General features: G+C 57.8%; 18 protein-coding genes and 1 pseudogene. 9 read left to right on the plus strand and 10 right to left on the minus strand.

The features are described 5' to 3' along the window. Positions 1–22 precede the first annotated feature (22 nt). From AB8B33_RS35995 to AB8B33_RS36025, 7 genes are all read left to right on the plus strand, one after another. A complete protein-coding gene (locus AB8B33_RS35995; RefSeq protein ID WP_439019149.1) occupies positions 23–808 on the plus strand; it encodes a helix-turn-helix domain-containing protein in 786 nt (261 codons plus the stop codon). 548 nt (positions 809–1356) lie between these two features. After that, on the plus strand, positions 1357–2766 hold the full coding sequence (locus tag AB8B33_RS36000; RefSeq protein ID WP_439019150.1) for an ABC transporter substrate-binding protein: 1410 nt from the start codon (positions 1357–1359) through the stop codon (positions 2764–2766). A gap of 149 nt (positions 2767–2915) precedes the next feature. Next, on the plus strand, positions 2916–3887 hold the full coding sequence (locus AB8B33_RS36005) for an ABC transporter permease (protein WP_439019151.1): 972 nt from the start codon (positions 2916–2918) through the stop codon (positions 3885–3887). A gap of 13 nt (positions 3888–3900) precedes the next feature. Then, positions 3901–4788, plus strand: coding sequence for an ABC transporter permease (locus AB8B33_RS36010; RefSeq protein ID WP_439019321.1), 888 nt, complete (start codon positions 3901–3903; stop codon positions 4786–4788). Next, a complete protein-coding gene (locus AB8B33_RS36015; protein WP_439019152.1) occupies positions 4785–5759 on the plus strand; it encodes an ABC transporter ATP-binding protein in 975 nt (324 codons plus the stop codon). Before AB8B33_RS36010 ends, AB8B33_RS36015 begins: the two co-directional genes overlap by 4 nt. Next, positions 5756–6745, plus strand: a complete 990-nt coding sequence (locus AB8B33_RS36020) for an ABC transporter ATP-binding protein (RefSeq protein WP_439019153.1) — start codon at positions 5756–5758, stop codon at positions 6743–6745. Before AB8B33_RS36015 ends, AB8B33_RS36020 begins: the two co-directional genes overlap by 4 nt. Positions 6746–6787: 42 nt before the next feature. Then, on the plus strand, positions 6788–7867 hold the full coding sequence (locus AB8B33_RS36025; protein WP_439019154.1) for a serine hydrolase domain-containing protein: 1080 nt from the start codon (positions 6788–6790) through the stop codon (positions 7865–7867). A gap of 26 nt (positions 7868–7893) precedes the next feature. Here the strand turns inward: AB8B33_RS36025 and AB8B33_RS36030 are convergent, their stop codons facing one another. After that, positions 7894–9276, minus strand: a complete 1383-nt coding sequence (locus AB8B33_RS36030) for a LysR family transcriptional regulator (RefSeq protein WP_439019155.1) — start codon at positions 9274–9276, stop codon at positions 7894–7896. Here AB8B33_RS36030 and AB8B33_RS36035 point away from each other — a divergent pair. Continuing rightward, positions 9266–9421 carry a hypothetical protein gene (locus AB8B33_RS36035; protein WP_439019156.1) on the plus strand — a complete coding sequence of 52 codons (156 nt, stop codon included), beginning with the start codon at positions 9266–9268 and terminating at the stop codon, positions 9419–9421. The two genes, AB8B33_RS36030 and AB8B33_RS36035, sit on opposite strands and share 11 nt — an antisense overlap. 9 nt (positions 9422–9430) lie before the next feature. On the opposite strand, the gene AB8B33_RS36040 is transcribed toward AB8B33_RS36035, so the two are convergent. Genes AB8B33_RS36040 through AB8B33_RS36055 form a run of 4 tightly spaced genes read right to left on the minus strand, consistent with a single transcriptional unit; the run spans position 9431 to position 13167 of the window. Next, a complete protein-coding gene (locus AB8B33_RS36040) occupies positions 9431–10207 on the minus strand; it encodes an ABC transporter permease (RefSeq protein ID WP_439019157.1) in 777 nt (258 codons plus the stop codon). Further along, the gene (locus AB8B33_RS36045) at positions 10191–11021 is read right to left on the minus strand and encodes an ABC transporter ATP-binding protein (protein WP_310384261.1); all 831 of its coding nucleotides are present in this window, start codon (positions 11019–11021) and stop codon (positions 10191–10193) included. Before AB8B33_RS36045 ends, AB8B33_RS36040 begins: the two co-directional genes overlap by 17 nt. 14 nt (positions 11022–11035) lie before the next feature. Beyond that, positions 11036–12037 carry an ABC transporter substrate-binding protein gene (locus tag AB8B33_RS36050; protein WP_310384263.1) on the minus strand — a complete coding sequence of 334 codons (1002 nt, stop codon included), beginning with the start codon at positions 12035–12037 and terminating at the stop codon, positions 11036–11038. A gap of 47 nt (positions 12038–12084) precedes the next feature. Continuing rightward, positions 12085–13167 (minus strand): 4-oxalomesaconate tautomerase, encoded by a 1083-nt coding sequence (locus AB8B33_RS36055; RefSeq protein ID WP_439019158.1) that lies wholly within the window; start codon positions 13165–13167, stop codon positions 12085–12087. A gap of 109 nt (positions 13168–13276) precedes the next feature. Here AB8B33_RS36055 and AB8B33_RS36060 point away from each other — a divergent pair, with 109 nt between their 5' ends. Continuing rightward, positions 13277–14179 (plus strand): LysR family transcriptional regulator, encoded by a 903-nt coding sequence (locus tag AB8B33_RS36060; protein ID WP_439019159.1) that lies wholly within the window; start codon positions 13277–13279, stop codon positions 14177–14179. A 311-nt stretch (positions 14180–14490) separates the two neighbouring features. Here AB8B33_RS36060 and AB8B33_RS36065 read toward each other — a convergent pair whose 3' ends face one another. The 5 genes and pseudogenes from AB8B33_RS36065 to AB8B33_RS36085 all read right to left on the minus strand — a co-directional run bounded on the left by AB8B33_RS36065 (position 14491) and on the right by AB8B33_RS36085 (position 20391). After that, entirely contained in the window at positions 14491–15879 is a 1389-nt protein-coding gene (locus AB8B33_RS36065; RefSeq protein ID WP_439019160.1) for an enoyl ACP reductase FabMG family protein, read from the minus strand. A 252-nt stretch (positions 15880–16131) separates the two neighbouring features. Then, positions 16132–16796, minus strand: a pseudogene (locus AB8B33_RS36070) (IS6 family transposase). A 208-nt stretch (positions 16797–17004) separates the two neighbouring features. Further along, positions 17005–17730, minus strand: coding sequence for a ribonuclease activity regulator RraA (locus AB8B33_RS36075; protein ID WP_439019161.1), 726 nt, complete (start codon positions 17728–17730; stop codon positions 17005–17007). A gap of 14 nt (positions 17731–17744) precedes the next feature. Continuing rightward, positions 17745–19481 carry an L-arabinonate dehydratase gene (gene araD, locus AB8B33_RS36080; protein WP_310384272.1) on the minus strand — a complete coding sequence of 579 codons (1737 nt, stop codon included), beginning with the start codon at positions 19479–19481 and terminating at the stop codon, positions 17745–17747. Between the two features lie 40 nt (positions 19482–19521). Further along, entirely contained in the window at positions 19522–20391 is an 870-nt protein-coding gene (locus tag AB8B33_RS36085) for an ABC transporter permease (RefSeq protein ID WP_439019162.1), read from the minus strand. Positions 20392–20393 lie beyond the last annotated feature (2 nt).

Below are 20393 nucleotides of genomic sequence, written 5' to 3' on the forward strand. Positions count from 1 at the left end.
TTTGGTCAAGACGGAGCTACCGATGCCTCACCTGGTCGAGAACCTGAAGATTGCATGCGCAACGCAGCGTTCAATTTCGCATCTGTGCCGTGCAATCGATATCAACCGGCAACAATTCAATCGATACATCAACGGCCAGACGAGACCGTCCGCCCATAACCTGGCCCGCATTGCTAACCATTTCGATGTCGAAGCAGCGGATTTTTTCCTCGCCCCCACACTCTTTCGCAAACGCCTCAGCAAATCTGTGGTAGGCGCCTACGAAGGTTCCGAGCTTTTCAACGCGTTTCCAGGCAACCTGCGCGCGCTCAGGCGTCACATCGGCTACTTCCAGACCTATCACCGCTCGCCATCTTGGCCGGAAATGGTCGTATGCTCATGCAGTCGGCTGACAGAGCAAGGCGGGTTGATGCACGTCAAGTCAATGGAACGTCTGCGGGATCCCGGAAATGGAATCCAGCAGCTTTCAAAATACGTTGGGCTTGCGGCCTTCTATCGTAACCGGATCTTCATCACGGAGCGTGTCACCGGGCCGAACTCCATCTTGTCGCAGACAATCCTCCTGCCATTCGATGAATACCAGCGCGTCTATTTGCGTGGAACGACAATGGGGATCTCCTGGCGAAGGGAAAACCTCCCCTATGCCTCACGTGTTATCTGGCGCCACGTCGGCGTCGAGCCTGACCTCCGCGAACTTCTTGGGCGCTGCGGGCCTCTGCCGCTGTCGTCACGCCAGCTGCCACCCACGGTGCGCTCGTTTCTCGCGGATCCAGCCGCCGAAGTGTATGCGATGCCGGCAGAGTATTAGGTTCCTACCCGGCGAGGGCTCCGGCATTGCATCCCTAGCATTGCAGGTAGCAGTTCCCAAGCGAAGCCCTGTTAGGCGAACGCATAATTTCGACTGTTGTTGCGAAGTCGGGTATGCCTCTGGCGACACTGAGGGATTTGAATGGCGAATGATTGATGGCTGCTGCCTCGGCCTCACGCTGCTAACATTAAAGGACGGGTCTACCTCCACGCCATTCCGGGCGATGCCTCAACTGAGGGGGTAGCTTCTAACGGAACGTAGTTTCCGCGCCAACGAGCCGCATTATTCTCCTCACGAATAACAAACGCAAAAAACATTCATTTGTTAAATTCTATGAGCCGTCGATAATCGAGGAAAAATTGGGCAAAGACGTATGCCTTGGAAAAAAGGGAACCGAATATATGAAAACGAGCATAATACTTTTGGCCGGCATCGTGGGCGCTGTCGCGAGCCCTGTCCTTGCTAAGGACTTGACGATTGGTCTCAGCGGGACGGTAACGTCCATCGATCCACACTTTTACAATGCGTCACCGAATAACTCGATTTCCATGCAAATTTTTGATCGGCTGACGGAGCGCACCGCAGACGGCGAACTGGTCGAAGGTCTCTCGACAAAGTGGGAGTTTGTTTCCGAGACCAAATGGCGCTTCGCGCTACGCGAAGGCGTGACGTGGCACGACGGCAAGCCCTTTACCTCGGACGATGTTGTTTTCACGCTCGGTCGCGCTGGAAGCGTGCCAAACAGCCCAGGAGGCTTCGGCGGATTCATGCGCAATATCGCGAGCGTCGAGGCGGACGGCGATACTGCGGTCATTGTCAACACGAAGGCACCCGCGCCGACGCTTCCGGGCGATCTCGCAAATATCGCCATCGTTTCGCGCCATGCAGGCGAGGGCGCCGATACTGCCGACTACAACTCCGGCAAGGCAGCAATCGGCACAGGCGCATTTCGTTTCACGACATTCAAACAAGGCATCGAGGTCGGCCTTGAGCGCAATCCCGATTGGTGGGGCAAGAAAGTTGCATGGGATCACGCGACGTACCGCATGATTTCCAGTGCGAGCGCCCGCACGACCGCCGCTCTGTCAGGTGATGTCGATGTTATTGACGCGCCGGCTGCGACCGATATCGCGCGCTTTGAAACCACCGCCAACCTTTCCTTTGTCAGCACTCCGGGCTTGCGGGTCATTTATCTTGCACCATCGACATCCGGTGATGCGTGGAAGGCCAATGTGAAGGGGCCGAAGGGGGAGGCGCTGGAGAAAAATCCTCTGGCGGATCCGCGCGTGCGCAATGCACTGTCTGAAGCGATCAATCGCGAAGGCATTGTCGACAAGATCATGGAAGGCACCGCGACGGCGTCCGGCCAGTGGCTCCCCAAGGGCGCGTTCTCCTACACGCCTGATATTCAGCCGCCGAAGCCCGATCCTGTGGCGGCCAAGAAGCTCCTGGCCGATGCCGGGTATCCAAATGGTTTCCAACTGACGGTCCATGTGCCGAATGATCGATATCCCAATGCACCTGCGGTGGTTCAGGCTGTTGCGCAGATGTGGACGAGAATTGGCGTGAAGACGAATGTGGAAGCCCTTCCCTGGACGACCTTCTCATCGCGGAAGTCAGAATTCGCCATGAAGCTTCTGGGTCTTGGAAATGCGACCTATGACGCCAGTTCCATGCTGGTGAACGTTCTGGGTACCGTCGATCCGAAGCGGGGGCTGGGTGCGGCCAATGATAGCGGGTACTCCAACCCGGGTCTCGATGACCTCGTCTCCAAGGCAATGACGATCTACGACGACAAGGCGCGTGAAGCGGCCCTTATCGACGCCGTAAAGGTTGCGGTCACTGATGGAGCCATCATCCCGCTCTACCAGCAGAGCAATGCCTGGGTGATGCGCAAGGGTTTGTCCTATGCCCCGCGCATCGACGAACGCACGCTTGCCAAGGATATTTCCGAATAAAGCGCGGAGATGAGCGGCCGGTGCCAAGGCACCAGCCTTCTTTTCCGCCGATCGATGGCGAAGTCGTCTGAGCAAATGCCGGCTATAGTGCGCCTGCCAGACCATCCCCAAAGGCGTGGTCGGTATCTTACCAATAACAAGAGGGTATCATGACCCTGTGGATTATCCAGCGCCTGTTGCAAGCGATCCTGGTCGCTCTGGCAATGGCCCTGATTGTATTCGTCGGTCTTCACCTGATCGGCAGCCCGATAGAAACCTTGCTTCCGCCAGAGGCGACCCACGACGATCGCCTCAGATTGATTGCGGATCTCGGTCTCGACCGGCCTCTTTACGAGCAGTTCTTCCTGTTCCTGAAAGGCCTCCTCCAAGGCAAGCTCGGGGTCAGCTATGTCTATAAGGAGCCAGCGGTCGAGTTGATCCTGTCTCGCTTGCCCGCAACGCTCGAGCTCGCCTTCGCGGCTGTCCTATTGTCGCTGATCGTCGGCGTGCCGCTGGGACTTGCCGCGGGTTGGAAGCCTGAAAGTCCTTTCGCGCGCGTCATCATGATTGGCTCGATTTTCGGCTTCAGCCTGCCGATTTTCTGGATCGCGATCCTGCTCATTATGATCTTCAGCATCCAACTCGGCTGGCTTCCAAGCTCGGGGCGCGGGGCAACCGAAATCGTCTTCGGGATACCGTGGTCCTTTGTCACTCTGGATGGCCTGCGGCACATGCTTTTGCCAGCCGTCAGCCTCTCGCTTTTTAATATATCGATGGTGACGCGTCTAACCGAAGCGGGCGTGCGTGAGGCGATGTCGAGCGAATATGTGCGATTTGCCAGAGCAAAAGGCCTGTCGCCGAGGCGTATCCTCAGCGTCCATGTCCTTAAAAACGTGATGATCCCGGTCGTCACAGTAGTGGGTCTGGATATCGGTCAGACGATCGCGTTTTCGGTCGTGACCGAAACCATCTTTGCCTGGCCGGGCGTCGGCAAGATCATCATCGACAGCATTGCCGCGCTCGATCGCCCCGTCATCGTCGCCTACCTCATGCTCGTGGTTATCATGTTCGTCATCATCAACCTCGTCGTGGATGTTACCTACAGGCTGCTCGATCCACGCATCCGGCTTCAGGGAGAGTGATGTGCAAGCGGTTATGAACTCCTCGAAATTTCGCACAGGTCTGCAATTCATGAGGCAGTTCGCGCGCGCGCCTTTGGCAGCGCTGGGACTGATACTGATTGTCCTGATCGTTCTCGTGGCCGTCTTTGCGCCATATCTGTCCCCACAGAATCCTTATGACCTGATGCAGTTGGACATCATGGATGGGCGTATGGCTCCCGGCACAGAATCGTCGGCAGGCTTCATGTTCCTGTTCGGGTCCGACGATCAGGGTCGGGACATGCTGTCGGCCATTCTCTATGGTTTGCGGATAAGCCTGATCGTGGGACTTGGCTCCGCGGCGCTCGCCTTCATCATCGGGACCGCGTTCGGACTGACGGCTGCCTATGTCAGCGGACGGCTTGAAACCGCGATGATGCGGCTGGTGGACCTTCAGCTTTCCTTTCCGACGATTCTGTCCGCGCTGTTGATCCTTGCACTTCTGGGCAAAAGCGTCGGCAATGTCGTCTTCGCAATCGTTCTGGTGGAATGGGCGACCTATGCCCGCACGGCACGTGGCGCTGCCTTGACGGAGCTTCGCCGGGAATATGTCGAGGCGGCGCACTCCCTGAGGTTGCCGCACCGCAACATCCTGTTTCGCCAATTGCTGCCCAACTGTCTGTCGCCCCTCGTCGTGCTACTGACCATGCAGGTGGCACGCGCCATCACGCTTGAGGCAACGCTCAGCTTTCTGGGTCTTGGTGTTCCGGTGACAGAACCCTCGCTCGGGCTTCTGATTTCCAGCGGCTACGAGTTCATGCTGTCAGGAACCTACTGGATTGCGCTTTTCCCGGGCATCGCACTTCTGATCACGATCTTTGCCATCAATCTCGTTGGAGATCGTCTGCGCCAGTTGCTGGATCCGAGGGCTGCACGGAGATGAGCGCCATGCTTGAAATCAAAGGTTTGAAAACTGAGGTCGTGACCGAGCAAGGCAACGTCACCCTTATCGATGACATCAATCTGAGCCTCGCTTCGGGCGAAGTCATGGGCCTCGTCGGGGAATCCGGATCCGGCAAATCCGTGACCGGGCTCTCCATCATGGGTTTGCTCGACAAGCCCGTACAGGTCACCAGCGGGCAAATTCTGTTCAAAGGGCGGGACTTGCGAAGCGCCTCGCAGAAAGAGCTGCGATCCATCCGGGGCAACCGGATTGCAATGATCTTCCAGGATCCGATGTCGACGCTCAATCCCGTGCTTCGCGTCGATACGCAGATGATGGAGGTCGTGCATGCCCACGAAACCGTCAGCAAACAGGTTGCGCGGGAACGCGCTAGAGACGCGCTGGGCATGGTTGGCATTCCAAGCCCCGAGGAGCGTCTCAGCGCTTATCCGCATCAGTTCTCCGGGGGCATGCGGCAGCGAGTGGCAATCGCCATTGCGCTTCTCATGTCGCCAGACCTGATCATTGCAGATGAACCGACGACCGCTCTCGACGTGACGATCCAGGCGCAGATCCTCTCGATTGTACAGAAGCTTGCCCGAGAGAAAGGTACTGCCCTGATATGGGTCACCCACGATCTTTCCGTCGTTGCCGGTTTGGCCGAGAAACTGTCTGTCATGTATGCGGGGCGCATTGTCGAGCAAGGCTCGACGGCCGATCTGCTGAGACGGCCTTTGCATCCCTACACCAACGGCCTGATAGCAAGCTTGCCGGCCCATAACCAGCGCGGCGCACGGCTGAGGCAGATATCCGGAACCACCCCTTCTGTGACCAATATGCCCAAGGGTTGTGCGTTTGGCCCTCGGTGCTCGTCAGCCACTGAAATCTGTCTAACCGCTCCGGCGCCTGAGCCGGTGGAAGGGCGCGTTCTTCGCTGTTTTCACCCCGTCATGGAAGGAGCGTCATCGTGAGCAATCGATTGGACGTGCGCAATGTGAGCAAGCGCTTCAGCCGCAAATCGGGGGTACTGGAGCGCGGCGCGGAACTGATGGGCCTGAAAGCTCCAAATCCGGTCGTCCAGGCGCTGGATGACGTCAGTCTCACCGTTGCAGAACGCGAAGTCGTCGGCATCGTTGGTGAATCCGGCTGCGGAAAATCAACGCTCGGTCGCGTTATTGCGGGGCTGTTGCAGGCCTCCGAGGGCTCTGTCCTGTTTAGAGGCAAGCAACTGACGGAGATGGATGGTAAAGAGGCAGAAGACGCGCGACTGAAGGTTCAGATGATCTTTCAGGACCCTTCGTCATCGCTTAATCCACGGCAGCGCGTGCGTGAGATCATCGGGGCAGCGCCGCTACACCACAAAATGACGAGCCCGCGTGAGCTCGATGATTATGTCAGCCAGCAGATGGAGCGGTCAGGGCTTGATCCATCCATGGCCAGCCGTTTCCCGCATCAGTTCAGCGGCGGTCAGCGCCAGCGCATCGGCATTGCGCGTGCACTTGCTGTACAGCCTGATATGCTGATCTGTGACGAATCCGTTGCCGCGCTCGATGTCTCGATACAGGCGCAGATCCTCAATTTGTTCCTCGACCTGAGAGAGCAGCTTGATCTCACCTATCTTTTCATCAGTCACGATCTCTCCGTTGTCGAGCACATATCCGACCGCGTCGTGGTGATGTATCTCGGACGGGTCGTGGAAGAGGCGCCGGTCGGCGAACTGTTTTTGCAGCCGAACCACCCCTACACGCGCGCGCTTCTGCAGGAGCGGCCAAGCCTCGATCCAGTTCAGCGGCGTTTTTCGGCAATCGAAGGAGAAATCCCGAGCCCGCTCTCGCCCCCATCGGGATGTCATTTCCATCCTCGCTGTCCGTTCGCGATGGAGCGTTGCCGGGTCGAAAGGCCGCAACTTCGGACCATCGGCTCAGGGCACAAGAGTGCCTGCCATCTCAACGATTGAACCTCCCACAATCGACAAACCTGAACGTTAAAAGGATTCAACATGTCTGTTTCAGCGCCTCTGGAACACCAGCCTCAACCCGTCAGCCAAGAGTTTCCATCCCGGGAGTGGGCGATCGTCCGGTCTCCTGAAGAACACGGTCTTTCTGCCGAAGTTCGAGAGAAAGTCGACGCCATGCTCGACACCTTGCCTACCACCTCTTTCATGGCGGTCGTTGGGGGCAAGGTGCTTTACACCTACGGCGATGTATCGGAAGTTAGCTATCTCGCGTCGACCAGAAAAAGCATTCTTTCGATGCTCTTCGGCAAAGCGGTTGCGGAAGGAAAGATCAATCTCGATCTGACCATGGCGGATTTGCACATCGACGAAGACCATGGTCTTCTTCCGATCGAGAAGACAGCGACGCTACGTCATCTGCTAATCAGCAGTTCGGGTGTCTATCACCAGCCGGGCAGCCCCGGCAGCAACACGAAGAACATCCCGGCGCGTGGCTCGAAAAAGCCAGGCGACTATTTCCACTATAACAACTGGGATTTCAACGTTCTCGGCGCGGCCTTCGAGCAGTTGACCGGTCGCAGCGTCTTCAAGGCTTTTGTGGAGGATTTCGCGGGTCCGATGGGCATGCAGGATTTTGACCCCTCACGCCAGCGTGTGATGGGATATGAGGGAGCCTCCCGCTATCTCGCCTACCACTTTTTCCTGTCCGGCCGGGACATGGCCCGATTGGGTCTGACGATGGTTCGAAGCGGTCGTTGGCGCGACCAGCAAATCGTACCGGCCGAGTGGGTCGCGGAAAGCACGCGAATTCATGTTCCCGCCGACAAGATGAATGAGAGCGAAAAGTCCAGGATCGCCGGCTATAGCTATCTTTGGTGGATCCCAGTCGTGACCAAGGATAAGCCTGAATGGGAAGGTGCCTTTGTCGCAGCGGGCCATTTCGGACAGTTCATCCTGTGCATGCCTGCGCTGGATATGGTGTTTGTAAACCGGCGCGCTATTCCAGACGATCTGGCGATTGCCCGTAACGACGGAAGCTTCAAGGAAGAATTACCAGCAGTCACCATGGAAAATTTCCTGGCCGTTGCCGACCAGTTTATCAGTGCAAAACTCGGCGTTCGGTAACGGAAGGTCAAAGGCAGATAAGCCGTTTACGACAGGTCTTCCGTAAAGCAGGCAGAAATCTGCTCACGCAACCAGATGCTTGCCGGATCACTCTCCTTTTCGGCAAGCCAGATCATGCTGGTGGATTGCTTTTCCTCTGCAAAAGGCGATTCCAGCAATAATAGCTCGTGTGAACGCTCGAAAAGCTTCGCAACGCTTTCCGGCATGATGGCGACAAGATCACTGCGTGCCACGATGGCGACCGCAGCGGAGAAATGGGGGACGACAGCGACAACCCTTCGCTCTATCCCCATTGCATCCAGACGCTCATCGATCCAGCCGCGACGGCTCGGGGCAGAGGTTACTTTCACATGACCCAGAGATAGCAAGGCATCCAGCGTCAGCGGATCCTTTGCTGCTGGATTGTGTGCCGATATTATACACACTCGTCGCTCGGTAAACAGCGACGTGCAGCGATAGCGAGCCGGAAAATTATCTGCGGTCATGACGGCGACATCGATCGTGCCCTCGTCGAGTTGTTCCTGCACAACGGGCAGAAAATTGCGGTTATTGGCAACGCCTGTGCGCGGCATGTGAATGACTTCCAAAACGCAGTGCTCTGCCGCAGATCGAACACGTTCCACGAGCCGGGGCATCAGAACAACTGAGAAATAGTCGTTCATTCCAATTCTAAATGCCCGGTGGGACGTCGCAGGCTCGAAGCTTTGCTTCGACAGCATGACCGACTCCGTATCCTCGATAATACGCCTTACCGCTGGGAATATCTCCGTGCAATAACGGGTCATCACGAAGCCACCCGAGGTCTTCTTGAACAGGTCGTCACCGGTTATGGCGCGCACGCGTTTCAGCGCATGGCTCATCGCAGGCTGGGAAAGCCCGATATACTGGCCAGCAGCTGTCATATTACCCTTCAAGACCAAGGCATAGATGACTTTTAGAAGATTGAGGTCGATGGACCCCAATTGAAACCGCTGCATGCGAACCCTGCCTACCCCTTGAAACTTACCGATCATAATGGCACCGACGTCGCTCCGCAAAGAGAGCAACTTGCTTGCAACCGCAATAATCGAGCGAAACTTGCTGTGAGAGGCGCCCTGCGCGTGCGCACGAAAGTAAGCAGCGTGTCCCAGACCAGGCGAGAACAGATGCGCTAGCAGCCCGACCTGGGCAAAAAGCCCAAGCATCATGCCATCGGCCAAGGTCAGAATTTTCGGTCGCTGAACAATGACCGACGCCCGCTTGATCCACCCTGGATCGCCAGCGGCCGGAGGAGGGTGCCCTCGACGCGGTCCGGGTTCTGTCCCAGGCTTTTGGTGCGTGCCGGAAAACCAGCACCGACAGGACACCAACAACGGCGGCCATGACGAACCGATGGCCAAAGCGGCAGGGACAAAGTCGATGCTCGCCATCAACGCAATCCAGAGGAGCGAGAAGATGACGCCGCCCAAGCTCGCGCCGCATATCAAGCCGGTGCTGGTTGCGCTTCGAACACAAGGCCAAAAAGAATGGGGTGCTGATAACAGCGCCCCAAACTCTAACTCACATGGAAACTGATCCGATGAGTTACGCCGCTCTTTCTTCTGCGGCGTTCGGTCTCCACTTGATCAGCCGGCCTTCCAGAACATCGAGGATTCGGTCGATGATGAGCACGAACACGGCCAGGATGATGATGCCGGCAAACACTCCAACCGCGTCGAAGTTGCCTTCCGCCTGCGCGATCAGGTAACCGAGCCCTGCAGAGGAGCCGAGATATTCACCAATGATGGCGCCGACCACCGCGAAACCGACCGAGGTGCGAAGGGAGGACAAAATCCAGCTGGCCGCCGCCGGAAAATAGACATGCCGCAACAGATCGGAACGTTTGGCCCCGAGGATCCTTGCATTTGCGAGGACGACTTGATTGACCTCGCGAACGCCCTGCATGGCGTTGAAGAAGGTGATGAAGAAGACAAGCGTTACCGCGAGCGCTACCTTCGACCATAGGCCGAGACCAAGCCAAAGCACGAAAATTGGGGCAAGCACAACGCGCGGAATGGCGTTCAGGCCCTTGATGAAGGGGTCCAAAATCCGTGCCGCACTGCGGCTGAGACCGAGCCATACACCGGCTGCGACGCCAAGGCCCGTGCCGATGATGTAGCCGAGCACAGTCTCCGTCAGTGTGATTGACACATGACGATAGAAGCTGGGGTCAACAATCCAGCGGATCATCTGGTTGAAGATGTCGAGCGGGGCTGGAAAGAAGAAGACATCGATAAAGCCGGCGGTCACGCCAAGCTGCCAGCCGCCGAGGATAAAGATTAGCATCCCGAGCTGGATGATGCGTTCAGTCACGACGTTCATAGCTTTTCTCCACTTCGCCGCGCAGGGAAGCCCAGATATTTCGATACAGATCCATAAAGCGTGGATCGAGTTTAATTTCCGCGACGTCGCGGGGGCGCTCGAGTTCCACCGGGAAGCTTTCGATGACCCGTGAACGGGGGCCAGCTGCAAGAATTGCGACCCGGTCGCCGAGGGCTATTGCTTCTTCGAGGTCATGCGTGATCATTACGACAGCCCTGCGCTCTTCCTGCCACAGACGCAGGAGTTCGTTTTGCATGAGGTGCCGTGTGTGGATATCGAGGGCCGAAAAGGGCTCGTCCATTAGGATGACTTTGGGGCCGGAGATCAGGGCCTGCGCCATCTGCACGCGCTTGCGCTGACCGCCCGAAAGCTGATGCGGATAGCGATGCTCGAACCCTTTCAGCCCGACTTTCGCAAGCCAGTTCATAGAACGCTCGCGCCGCTCGGCACTTGGCACACCTTTGAACAGCAGTCCGAGCTCGACATTCTCGATCGATGTCTTCCATGGCAGCAGTGCGTCCTGCTGAAAGAGATAGCCGATATCGTTCTGGACGCCCTTAACCGGAGCGCCGTCGATCGCCACTGTTCCATTGGCAGGCTTCAAAAGACCGGCAATGGCGTTGAGAACGGTACTTTTGCCACAGCCTGTCGGTCCCACGATGGCGAGAAACTCGCCATCGGCCACCGTCAGGTTCACGTCCTGCACCGCGACATAGGAGCCGAATGACATCGTGACCGCGTCAATCGATACCATTGGCCTTTTGTTTAGCTCGCCCGACGGAACGGACATGGGTTTTACGACAGCCAATGCCATGGCCTCCTCCTGGGTTAGTTGATGGTCTTGTCGGTGACTTTGTCCACGAATGCGTTCGTGTAGGTCTTGGAAAGATCTATGGTCGCGGCAGCAACCTTTTCGTTGAAACTCTTCAGGACGGCGAGGGGTGTCTGAGTATCCGTCTCGCTGAATTTGCCATCGACCGAGAAGATCGGTTTGGCATTCTCGACGGCCTTCACATAGGTGTCCCGGTCACCGGAGATGAATTCCTTCGGCAGTTTTTCGACGATCTCTTCAGCGCTGTGTGTGTTCATCCAGGCAAGCGCTTTCACGGTCGCGTTTGTGACTTTCTGGATGGTTTCCGGATTCTCATCGATATAGGCCTGCGTCGCATAAAGGACGGAGGTCGGGTAGATCCCACCGTAGATTTCCGTGGCACCCTCGTCGCTGCGGGCGTCGATCAAAATCTTGCCGACACCCTTGGCTTCGATAAAGGTCGCCGCCGGATCGTAGTTGACCAATAGATCAACCTTCCCTTGCTCGAGCGCCGCAACAGCAGCTGAACCGGAGCCGACCCCGATCAACGAGACGTCGTCAGCCGATAGGTCGTGGCGCTGCAGATAATAGCGAACGAAGAAGTCTGAAGACGAGCCCGGCGCTGTGATACCGATTTTCGCGCCCTTGATCGTTTCAGGTTTGGAAGGATCGAACGCAGCGTTCTTTCCACCGGCAAGCACGAGCCCGGAATTGCGGGCCAGTTGCACGAAGGCGACAACAGCCTTGTTCTGCGACTGCATCTGGATGGTGTGGTCGTAGAAGCCGACGGCAATATCCGTGGAGCCGGCAACGAGCGCCTGCAGCGTCTTGGAACCGCCCGATGCGAAGTTTTCGACGGTGACCTCAAGACCTTCCTTCTCGAAGAGACCCAGGCCAGCTGCGACCGGAAAGGGCAGGTTGTTGAGGTTGTAGGACCCGACGCTGATGCGGACGGGTTCCGCAATAGCCGAACCGGCGAAAGCGACCGTTGCCGCAAGTGCGAGCAATAGTTTACGCATGTGTATTCCTCCCTGATGCGTGGCGCCCTCCCGGCAACCACTTTCGATTATGCCGCGCAAACCATTTGCGCGATAGGTTTTGCAAAGACCTGGCCTTCGAAGAGGCGCCGGGCCGTACGCAGGATTCCAGCAACTGTCTTGCCGTCGCGGGTATCCAGTTTCACTTCCAAATGGCCGCTTGGATGTTCGAGAACGAGAATGACCGGTGGCTTGCGATCTCCGATCAGCCGCGAGGCGACGGTTCCGTCGCTGATGCAGGCCGTAGCTATGCCGACCGCACCGGTCGTTGCGAGAGATGGGTGGCACTGATGCGGCATGAAATAGCGCACGCCGAGATCGCCGCCGTTGTTGGGCCTGGAGATTAGAACCGGCTTTGGCGTGACCTGATTGCTGACGTCACCCATACCCATGCGTCGGCCGGCTTGGAGCCTTAAAGTTTCGAGCCGCTGGAGCAATGGACCGTTGGCATTGAGCTCGGCGGTGGTTTCATTGCCGGTCACGCCGAGGGCGCCGGCCTCAAGCAGCATCATCGGCATAGCGCAATCGATGCAAGTGACATCGATACCGTCAATGCTGTCGCGCGGGTTGCCGGTGGGAAAAAGCTTGCCTGTGCGTGCCCCTGCAGCATCCATAAACGTCAAGGCGATCGGCGCCGCATTGCCGGGCACACCATCGATCGAAGCATCTCCCAAGTAGGCGACACGGCCATCGGGGGTCGGAACCTCGGCTTCGATCAGTTTGCCGGTATTGACATTGTGGATACGCACGCGGGTTACGCCGCTAGTCGATTGGACCAATCCGGCCTCGATCGCGAACGGCCCGACGGCGGCCAGCATGTTTCCGCAATTGGGAGAGGTATCGACGAACTGCTGATCGATGCGAACTTGGGCGAACAGATAATCCACATCGGCATCCGGTACGGTTGCTGGACCGACGATGGCGACCTTGCTGGTGACGGGGTTTCCGCCGCCGATTCCATCGATTTGCAATGGGTGACCAGAGCCCATGACCGAAAGCAGGATTTGATCGCGTTGACGCGCATCCGATGGAAGATCGGATGCGAGAAAGAACGGTCCTTTGGAGGTGCCACCTCGCATCAGAACACAGGGAATGGAAATCAGGTCGTTCATGGTTGTGCCCGCATACTGATGTGATTTAAATATCAATCAGCTTCTTTGTTGCAGTAAGCGGCAAAATGATTGATATGTGAAATGCTAATATCAGAGGGAATGATGCGTTATGAGCATTAATTGCGAGATATTGGATCTGCGCGCATTTCTATCGGTCGTCGAACTGGAAAACTTCCATCGCTCCGCCGAAGCGCTCAATCTGTCCCAGCCGGCACTCAGCCGTCGAATTCAGAAGCTGGAGCTGGCCATCGGGGCGCCCTTGCTCGAGCGCACCACACGTCATGTCTCGACAACCGCGCTTGGCGCGGAGCTGATCCCCCTGGTGCGGCGCATGCTCGAGGAGTTCGACACGTCGCTGTTTGCAGTGCGTGACGTCGGATCTCAGCGCAGCGGCCTTGTGACGATCGCATGTCTGCCAACGGCCGCTTTCTACTTTTTGCCGACCGTCATTAAGCAGTTCAGCGCCGAGTATCCGAATATTCGTTTTCGCATTCTCGATCTGCCGGCCACCGACGGTCTGCAGGCAGTCGCCCGCGGCGAGGTGGAGTTCGGCATCAATATCATGGGTTTTTCAGATCCCGACCTCATCTTCGAGAGGCTCATCGAAGATCCATTCGTGCTGGCGGCACGCAAGGATCATCCGCTGGCAGCGAAGAGCGAACTCGAATGGGACGATCTGGCGCCCTATCAACTGATTACAGTACATCGGTCCAGCGGCAACCGTACGCTTCTCGATGCCGCGCTGGCGAAATCGAACCTGAAACTGCGTTGGTCCTACGAAGTCACACATCTTTCAACATCGCTTGGTTTGGTGGAGGCCGGGCTTGGAATTTCGGTTCTGCCGAAACTCGCTACTCCGCAGGAAGAGCACCCATTCCTCGTCACGAGACCTATTCGCAATCCTGAAATCTCGCGAACGATCGGCATCGTGCGCCGTCGCGGTGGGACGCTTTCGCCGGCGGCAGAGCGCTTCATGACCATGTTGATTGGGACGTGGGCAGAAGAAAGCTGAGCGGCAAACGGGTTTATGTTGGCGAGAAGGCCACGCTCGGCGTACCGGTCGCCATCGTGAGAGCTATGAAGTTGATCGTCTGGAAGCCCGCTCTCCCGATCCGATCTCCGAACAGAATTCGCAACCTTCATTTTCATGTTTCCTGAGGATTTCATTTGGTGCCAATCGGCAGACGGGATGGTGGATATGCCTGCGACGGCTCCTCCGAAAGGGCGGATCCGCGTTCGAACGACCGAACAATGAGGTGATGTTGCTAGATCAGCATAGGGATTGTTGCTGGGCAGCACCTGACCCCCATGGCCATTTAACAGTCAGGCAATCTCCAGCCTTGATGCAGCGTCATCACACGATCGGCGTGTTTTACCTTTCGATGTAGTCTTGTATTCTCCGTGGGAAGCATTGAGGCGGCGGGCCACGATGTCGTGGTTGAGCCACCGGACTGGCCCGGAAGGTGAAGATGATGCACCAAAAATAAGTTGTCCGGTCGCTTCCACGACCAGAGCGCTCAGGAGATCGCTGATCATGACTTTGCTGTCACGGTGCATCGAGGTGATCTGGTTCGACGTGCCGATCGTCAGGTCGGCCTGTCCCTGGTTGTTGGGCATCGGCCACGCGGAGAAGTTATAGAAAGGGGTCATGACTTCGCTCGCCTGCAGGTCACTGATCTTGCGGATGACGTCATCTATCGTGAAACCATCCGCCAGAAGCTCTTGGCATTTTCGCCATTGTTCGGCCGCCCATTCGCCACCGTTCTCCTTCTTCAGCGCAAGCAGAAGGGGTATGAGAGGCAGTTCAATGCCCGTGAATACGTCGGATGAATTGGTCCGGATCTCGGGACAGTTGTAGACGCTCGCCTTCACGCCGATCGCCCAGGCATCCTCGGCAATACCTTCAAGGCGCATCTTGGCGTAGCCCTGCGTGTAGTTCGTGTATGTCTGCCACCGGTATTCTCCGTCGATCAGGATACCCGTGCCGTGATAGCCATATGCCGTGTACCTAACCTGGCCGCCCGAGGCTTCCACGCGCTCCCGGATCGCCGCGCTGAAATCGATAAGATGGCGGAAGGTATTTGCCGACACCTCGTCGAAATTGCGAAGGATCAGTTTGCCCATATCGCTTTCGACCAGGGCTTGCGACGACATGTGTCGCGGTCCCGTTCCCTTGTAGATTCTGTTGGCGACGACCAGGAAGGCTTTTGCCTTGGGAATGCCTCCGGCCATCGTATGGGCAAAGAAAACGTTGCTCCCGTCGGCAATCATGCCGTCGAGGATGGTCATGACCTGCGACAATGAATCCGTAAACCGTGCCGTCCCTACGGCCTGGCATTTTTCTATATATTCCCAGTCGAGCCTTTCACGCTCCCAGCTTTCGAGCGTTAGCCCGGCAAGAAGGTCGGTAGGCGTGGGACCGTCTGCTGGCGCGTCGAGATCGAAGCCAGCCATCAGCGGAACGTTTATGATTGTTCCGCCGAGCCTTGCTTCCGCTTCACAGAGCTCATCGTCGGTCAGAGGCCGCAGGACATTCTTTTCGTCGCGCCGCCCGACCGTAATTCCGACGATCCGCATTCCGACTTTCCGGACTTGGTCGAGAAGGCCGGTCGCGTAGCCGCGACCGAACAATTCGCCGAAGAGAACGAAGACGTCGCCTTTGCGAAACACTGTATTTTCGGAGATATTCTCCAGCGCGATCGGTTTTTCCATCGAGTCACCGCTCCAATAGTCGTTGATGACTTATTGAACACAGTCGTTCTCGATGGAAAGTCATTTAAAATGACGGATGATGTCGAAACGTGAAGCTTCAAAAGCCCTTACATCACTGCTCTTCAAGCTGCCGCAGGCAGGGGGCAAGCCCGTATCGGCATTTGACGCGCATTCCAAGCTGCCGCTCTCTATCAAGGGCATTGTAAACTTAACGGGCACGAGGCAGTCGTAGCCAGCTTGCACTGTGGCGGCTCACGTCCGAGCGATTTTTGCCCACAGGTTCATTGCCTCTGAACGCAGGTCTCGATGATGGCTGGATGAGATGTCGTGGCGGGGATGTGGAACAGGTTGGCAATCGGATCATGGATGGAGACGAAGCGCTGCAAATGGCGCTGTGACTTGAAGCGCTTCATGATCCGCTCTCGCCGCCGGATTGGCTGATGGGAATTCTCCGCTCGATTGTTCAATCCTTTATGTGAACGGTGTTCGACACTTGGCATGATCTCGCGCTTTGCAGCGTCGTAGGATCGAAGCTTGTCGGTGATCATCACACGCGGCGCGCGCGCCTGGCTCTTCAACAGCTTGCGCATCAGACGCTTGGCTGCCTTTGCATTGCGACGACTTTGCACCAGAACGTCGAGGACGAAACCGTCCTGATCGACGGCGCGCCAGGGCCAGTGCTTCTTGCCGCGGATCGAAACGACAACCTCGTCGAGGTGCCACTTGTCACCAAGACGACCGGCTGAATTTCTCTGCCAAAGCCGGACCGTTTGATGCGAGACAATAATCCCTCGTGCCGCCAGCATGTCTTCGACCATCCGCAAGCTGAGAGGAAAACGCAAATAGAGCCAGACAGTATGCGCGATGATTTCAGCGGGAAAGCGATGGCGGCGGTACAGCGGATCACGGTCTGTCATGGCCCGTCATCTCACATCGACATCCACGCTTCGTTAAGTTGACGATGCCGCTCCGACTGCCAAGGCCACATCCCTACCTCAACTTGTATCCATGATAACTGACTTTATCATCGATAAACAACGTAAACGAGCGCATCGACGTTCGACCCCGTCACCATGACCACTGTTAATGGGTTCAATTCCACCTAGGGCTTACACGAACCGGCTTTTAGCACCCACGTGTTTGTCGCCAGGTTTCGTATTTTTCTAGGTGCTCATCCTTGGTGGGCGGGTAAAGACCGATGATGGCTTCGCCAGCCTTGACCTGCTCGAGGACAAAATCCTCGTAGCTTTCCATCGCCGTGCATTCCTCGGCAAGTTCTTCCGCAAGATGAGCTGGGATTACCATCACGCCGTCTCGATCGCCGACCACAACGTCTCCTGGGAACACGGCGACGTCGCCGCACGCGATGGGCACGTTGATGTCGATCGCTTCGTGCAGGGTGAGGTTGGTGGGAGCGGACGGTCTTGCGTGATAGGCGGGCATGTCGAGTGCGCCGATACCTGCGGCATCACGGAAGCCGCCATCGGTGACGACGCCGGCGGCACCGCGCAGCGCCAGTCGGGTGATAAGGATGGAACCGGCGGTGGCGGCGCGAGCGTCCTTGCGGCTATCCATGACCAGCACATGGCCGGCAGGGCAGGTCTCGATCGCCACGCGCTGCGGGTGGTCGGCGTTGCGGAAGACGGTGATCGGGTTGCGATCCTCACGGGCCACGATATAACGCAGCGTAAAGGCCTGGCCGACCATGGTATCCGCCTTCGCGGCAACCGGCACCACGCCCTGGATGAACTGGTTGCGCAGGCCGCGCTTGAACAGCGCCGTGGCAATCGAGGCGGTCGAGATCTTCTTGAACTTGGCGCGGGTCGCGTCACTCAGCACGTAATCGGTCATCTGTATTCCCTTCCTCAATAGATATCCGGCTCGCCGGCATTTTTGCCGAAACCGGTTTCCAGAAAATCGAAATCGCAGCCTTGGTCGGCCTGGGTCACGTGGCGGGAGAACATCCAGCCGTAACCGCGCTGGAAGCGGGGTTCAGGCGCCTTCCATTCGGCCTTGCGGCGGGCAAGCTCATCCTCGCCGACCAGCATGTCCAGTTGACGATTGGGCAGATCGAGACGGACGATATCGCCGTTTTTCAGAAGCGACAGCGGCCCGCCGACATAGCTCTCCGGCGACACGTGCAGCACGCAGGCACCGTAGGATGTGCCGGACATGCGGGCATCGGAGATGCGCAGCATGTCGCGGTGGCCTTTTTTGATCAGGGCTTTGGGGATGGGCAACATGCCCCATTCGGGAAAGCCGGGTCCGCCGAGAGGGCCGGCATTGCGCAGCACGAGAACATGGTCGGGCGTGACATCGAGATTCTCGTCGTCAATCGCCTTCTTCATCTCCGGGTAGCTGTCAAACACCATGGCCGGGCCCTGGTGCACATGGTACTTCGGATCGCAGGCGGCAGGTTTGATCACAGCCCCGTCGGGACAGAGATTGCCGCGCACCACGGCGAGCGATCCCTCATGATAGACCGGGTTGGAAAGCGGGCGGATGACGTCGTCGTTATAGACCTGCGCACCCTCGAGGTTTTCACCCATGGTCTTGCCGGTAACGGTCAAGGCGGAAAGTTCGAGCCGATCCTCGATCTGCTTCATCAGCGCGCGCAAACCGCCAGCATAGAAAAAGTCCTCCATCAGGTAGTCTTTTCCGGAGGGCCGGACATTGGCGATGAGAGGCGTGACGCGGCCGAGTGCATCAAGGTCGTCGAGCGTCAGGTTGACGCCGGCGCGGCGCGCCATGGCGATCAGGTGCACGATGGCATTGGTGGAACAGCCCGTGGCCATGGCAACGATCGCGGCATTGCGGCAGGCGGCGTCGGTGATGATCTGGTCGGGGGTAAGATCTTCCCAGACCATGTCGACGATGCGACGGCCGCAAGAGGCCGACATGCGCTGGTGGTTGGCATCAACGGCCGGGATCGACGAGGCGCCGGGCAGGGTCAGGCCCATGGCATCGGCAATCGCGGTCATGGTCGAGGCGGTGCCCATGGTCATGCAGGTGCCGGCGGAGCGGGCGATGCCGCCCTGTACGCCCAGCCATTCCTCATCGGTAACGTTGCCGGCACGGCGTTCGTCCCAGTATTTCCAAGCGTCCGAGCCTGACCCCAGCACCTTGCCGGCATAATTGCCGCGCAGCATCGGGCCGGCCGGCAGGTAGATCATCGGCACGCCGGCGGAAATCGCCCCCATCACGAGGCCGGGCGTGGTCTTGTCGCAACCGCCCATCAGCACCACGCCGTCGAGCGGGTGCGAGCGGATCATTTCCTCCGTTTCCATCGCCAGCATGTTGCGGTAGAGCATGGAGGTCGGCTTGGTGAAGCTCTCATCGACGGAGAGCGACGGCATCTGCACCGGGAAGCCGCCGGCCTGGCTGACGCCGCGTTTCACGTCCTGCACGCGTTCCTTGAAATGCGAATGACAGGTGTTGAGTTCCGACCAGGTATCGAGAATGCCAATGATTGGTTTGTCGCGAAAGTCCTCTTCCGCATAGCCAAGCTGCATCATGCGCGACCGGTGACCGAAGCTTCGCAGGTCGTCGGGCGCGAACCAGCGGGCGCTTCGCAGCGTTTCGGGCGTCTTTGTTTTCGTCATGGGAATGACCTTCTCGGGAATGCGAAGGAACAGCCTGACGCTATTCCTTCATGCCCCATTTCTGGATGGTGTGGCGTTCGATCGTCTGGAAAACCAGGTTTTCGACGATAAGGCCGATGATGATGACGGTGAGCAGGCCGGCGAACACGGCCGGGATGTCGAGCAGGTTGCGGTTCTCGAAAATGAACCAGCCGAGACCGCCCTGTCCGGACGAGACGCCGAAGACAAGTTCGGCGGCGATCAGCGTGCGCCAGGCAAAGGCCCAACCGATCTTGAGGCCGGTGAGGATGGACGGGAAGGCAGCCGGCACGAGGATGCGCAGCACGTAGGAAATGCCGGTGAGACCATAGTTGGCCCCGACCATGCGCAAGGTGCGCGATACGCCAAGGAAGCCGGAATGCGTGTTGAGGGCAACGGCCCAGAGCACCGAGTGGACGAGGACGAAAACCAGGCTGGAGGCACCCAGCCCGAACCAGATCAACGCCAGCGGCAGCAGCGAGATCGCCGGCAGTGGGTTGAACATTGCCGTCATGGTTTCGAGGAAATCGGTGCCGATGCGGGTGTTGATGGCAAGCACGGTCAGGAACGCGGCAAGCACGGTGCCGACAGCATAACCCATGAACAGGATCTGCAGCGTCGTCCAGATACGGGCCGGCAGCGTGCCGTCGGCAAAGCGGTCGATCAGCGTGGCGATCGTGTCGGTGAGCGTCGGGAACAGCAACGGGTTGTCGAGATAGGAGGAGTAGACCTGCCAGATGATGGCGAGCGTCAGGATCAGCAGCGTCTTGCGCAATGCTCCGATGCCCCACAAGGTCTCGAAGGCGCTGAGCTTCTGTTCCACCGGCTTGATGTTGTCATAGGGTTTGTTGGCCTCGACATCGGCCGCCAGAATGATGTTTGCGGACAGCATGG

The organism is Rhizobium sp. 768_B6_N1_8, assembly GCF_051811225.1.
GTDB lineage: Bacteria > Pseudomonadota > Alphaproteobacteria > Rhizobiales > Rhizobiaceae > Rhizobium.

Bases quoted from the DNA above. Each gene is read 5' to 3' on its own strand.
- AB8B33_RS36015 (WP_439019152.1), top strand. From the start codon at position 4,785: ATGAGCGCCATGCTTGAAATCAAAGGTTTGAAAACTGAGGTCGTGACC.
- AB8B33_RS36030 (WP_439019155.1), bottom strand. From the start codon at position 9,276: ATGGCGAGCATCGACTTTGTCCCTGCCGCTTTGGCCATCGGTTCGTCA.
- AB8B33_RS36040 (WP_439019157.1), bottom strand. From the start codon at position 10,207: ATGAACGTCGTGACTGAACGCATCATCCAGCTCGGGATGCTAATCTTT.
- AB8B33_RS36025 (WP_439019154.1), top strand. From the start codon at position 6,788: ATGTCTGTTTCAGCGCCTCTGGAACACCAGCCTCAACCCGTCAGCCAA.
- AB8B33_RS36045 (WP_310384261.1), bottom strand. From the start codon at position 11,021: ATGGCATTGGCTGTCGTAAAACCCATGTCCGTTCCGTCGGGCGAGCTA.
- AB8B33_RS36075 (WP_439019161.1), bottom strand. From the start codon at position 17,730: ATGACCGATTACGTGCTGAGTGACGCGACCCGCGCCAAGTTCAAGAAG.
- AB8B33_RS36055 (WP_439019158.1), bottom strand. From the start codon at position 13,167: ATGAACGACCTGATTTCCATTCCCTGTGTTCTGATGCGAGGTGGCACC.
- AB8B33_RS36060 (WP_439019159.1), top strand. From the start codon at position 13,277: ATGAGCATTAATTGCGAGATATTGGATCTGCGCGCATTTCTATCGGTC.
- AB8B33_RS36010 (WP_439019321.1), top strand. From the start codon at position 3,901: ATGAACTCCTCGAAATTTCGCACAGGTCTGCAATTCATGAGGCAGTTC.
- AB8B33_RS36005 (WP_439019151.1), top strand. From the start codon at position 2,916: ATGACCCTGTGGATTATCCAGCGCCTGTTGCAAGCGATCCTGGTCGCT.
- araD (WP_310384272.1), bottom strand. From the start codon at position 19,481: ATGACGAAAACAAAGACGCCCGAAACGCTGCGAAGCGCCCGCTGGTTC.
- AB8B33_RS36035 (WP_439019156.1), top strand. From the start codon at position 9,266: ATGCTCGCCATCAACGCAATCCAGAGGAGCGAGAAGATGACGCCGCCC.
- AB8B33_RS36050 (WP_310384263.1), bottom strand. From the start codon at position 12,037: ATGCGTAAACTATTGCTCGCACTTGCGGCAACGGTCGCTTTCGCCGGT.
- AB8B33_RS35995 (WP_439019149.1), top strand. From the start codon at position 23: ATGCCTCACCTGGTCGAGAACCTGAAGATTGCATGCGCAACGCAGCGT.
- AB8B33_RS36085 (WP_439019162.1), bottom strand. From the start codon at position 20,391: ATGCTGTCCGCAAACATCATTCTGGCGGCCGATGTCGAGGCCAACAAA.
- AB8B33_RS36065 (WP_439019160.1), bottom strand. From the start codon at position 15,879: ATGGAAAAACCGATCGCGCTGGAGAATATCTCCGAAAATACAGTGTTT.
- AB8B33_RS36000 (WP_439019150.1), top strand. From the start codon at position 1,357: ATGCAAATTTTTGATCGGCTGACGGAGCGCACCGCAGACGGCGAACTG.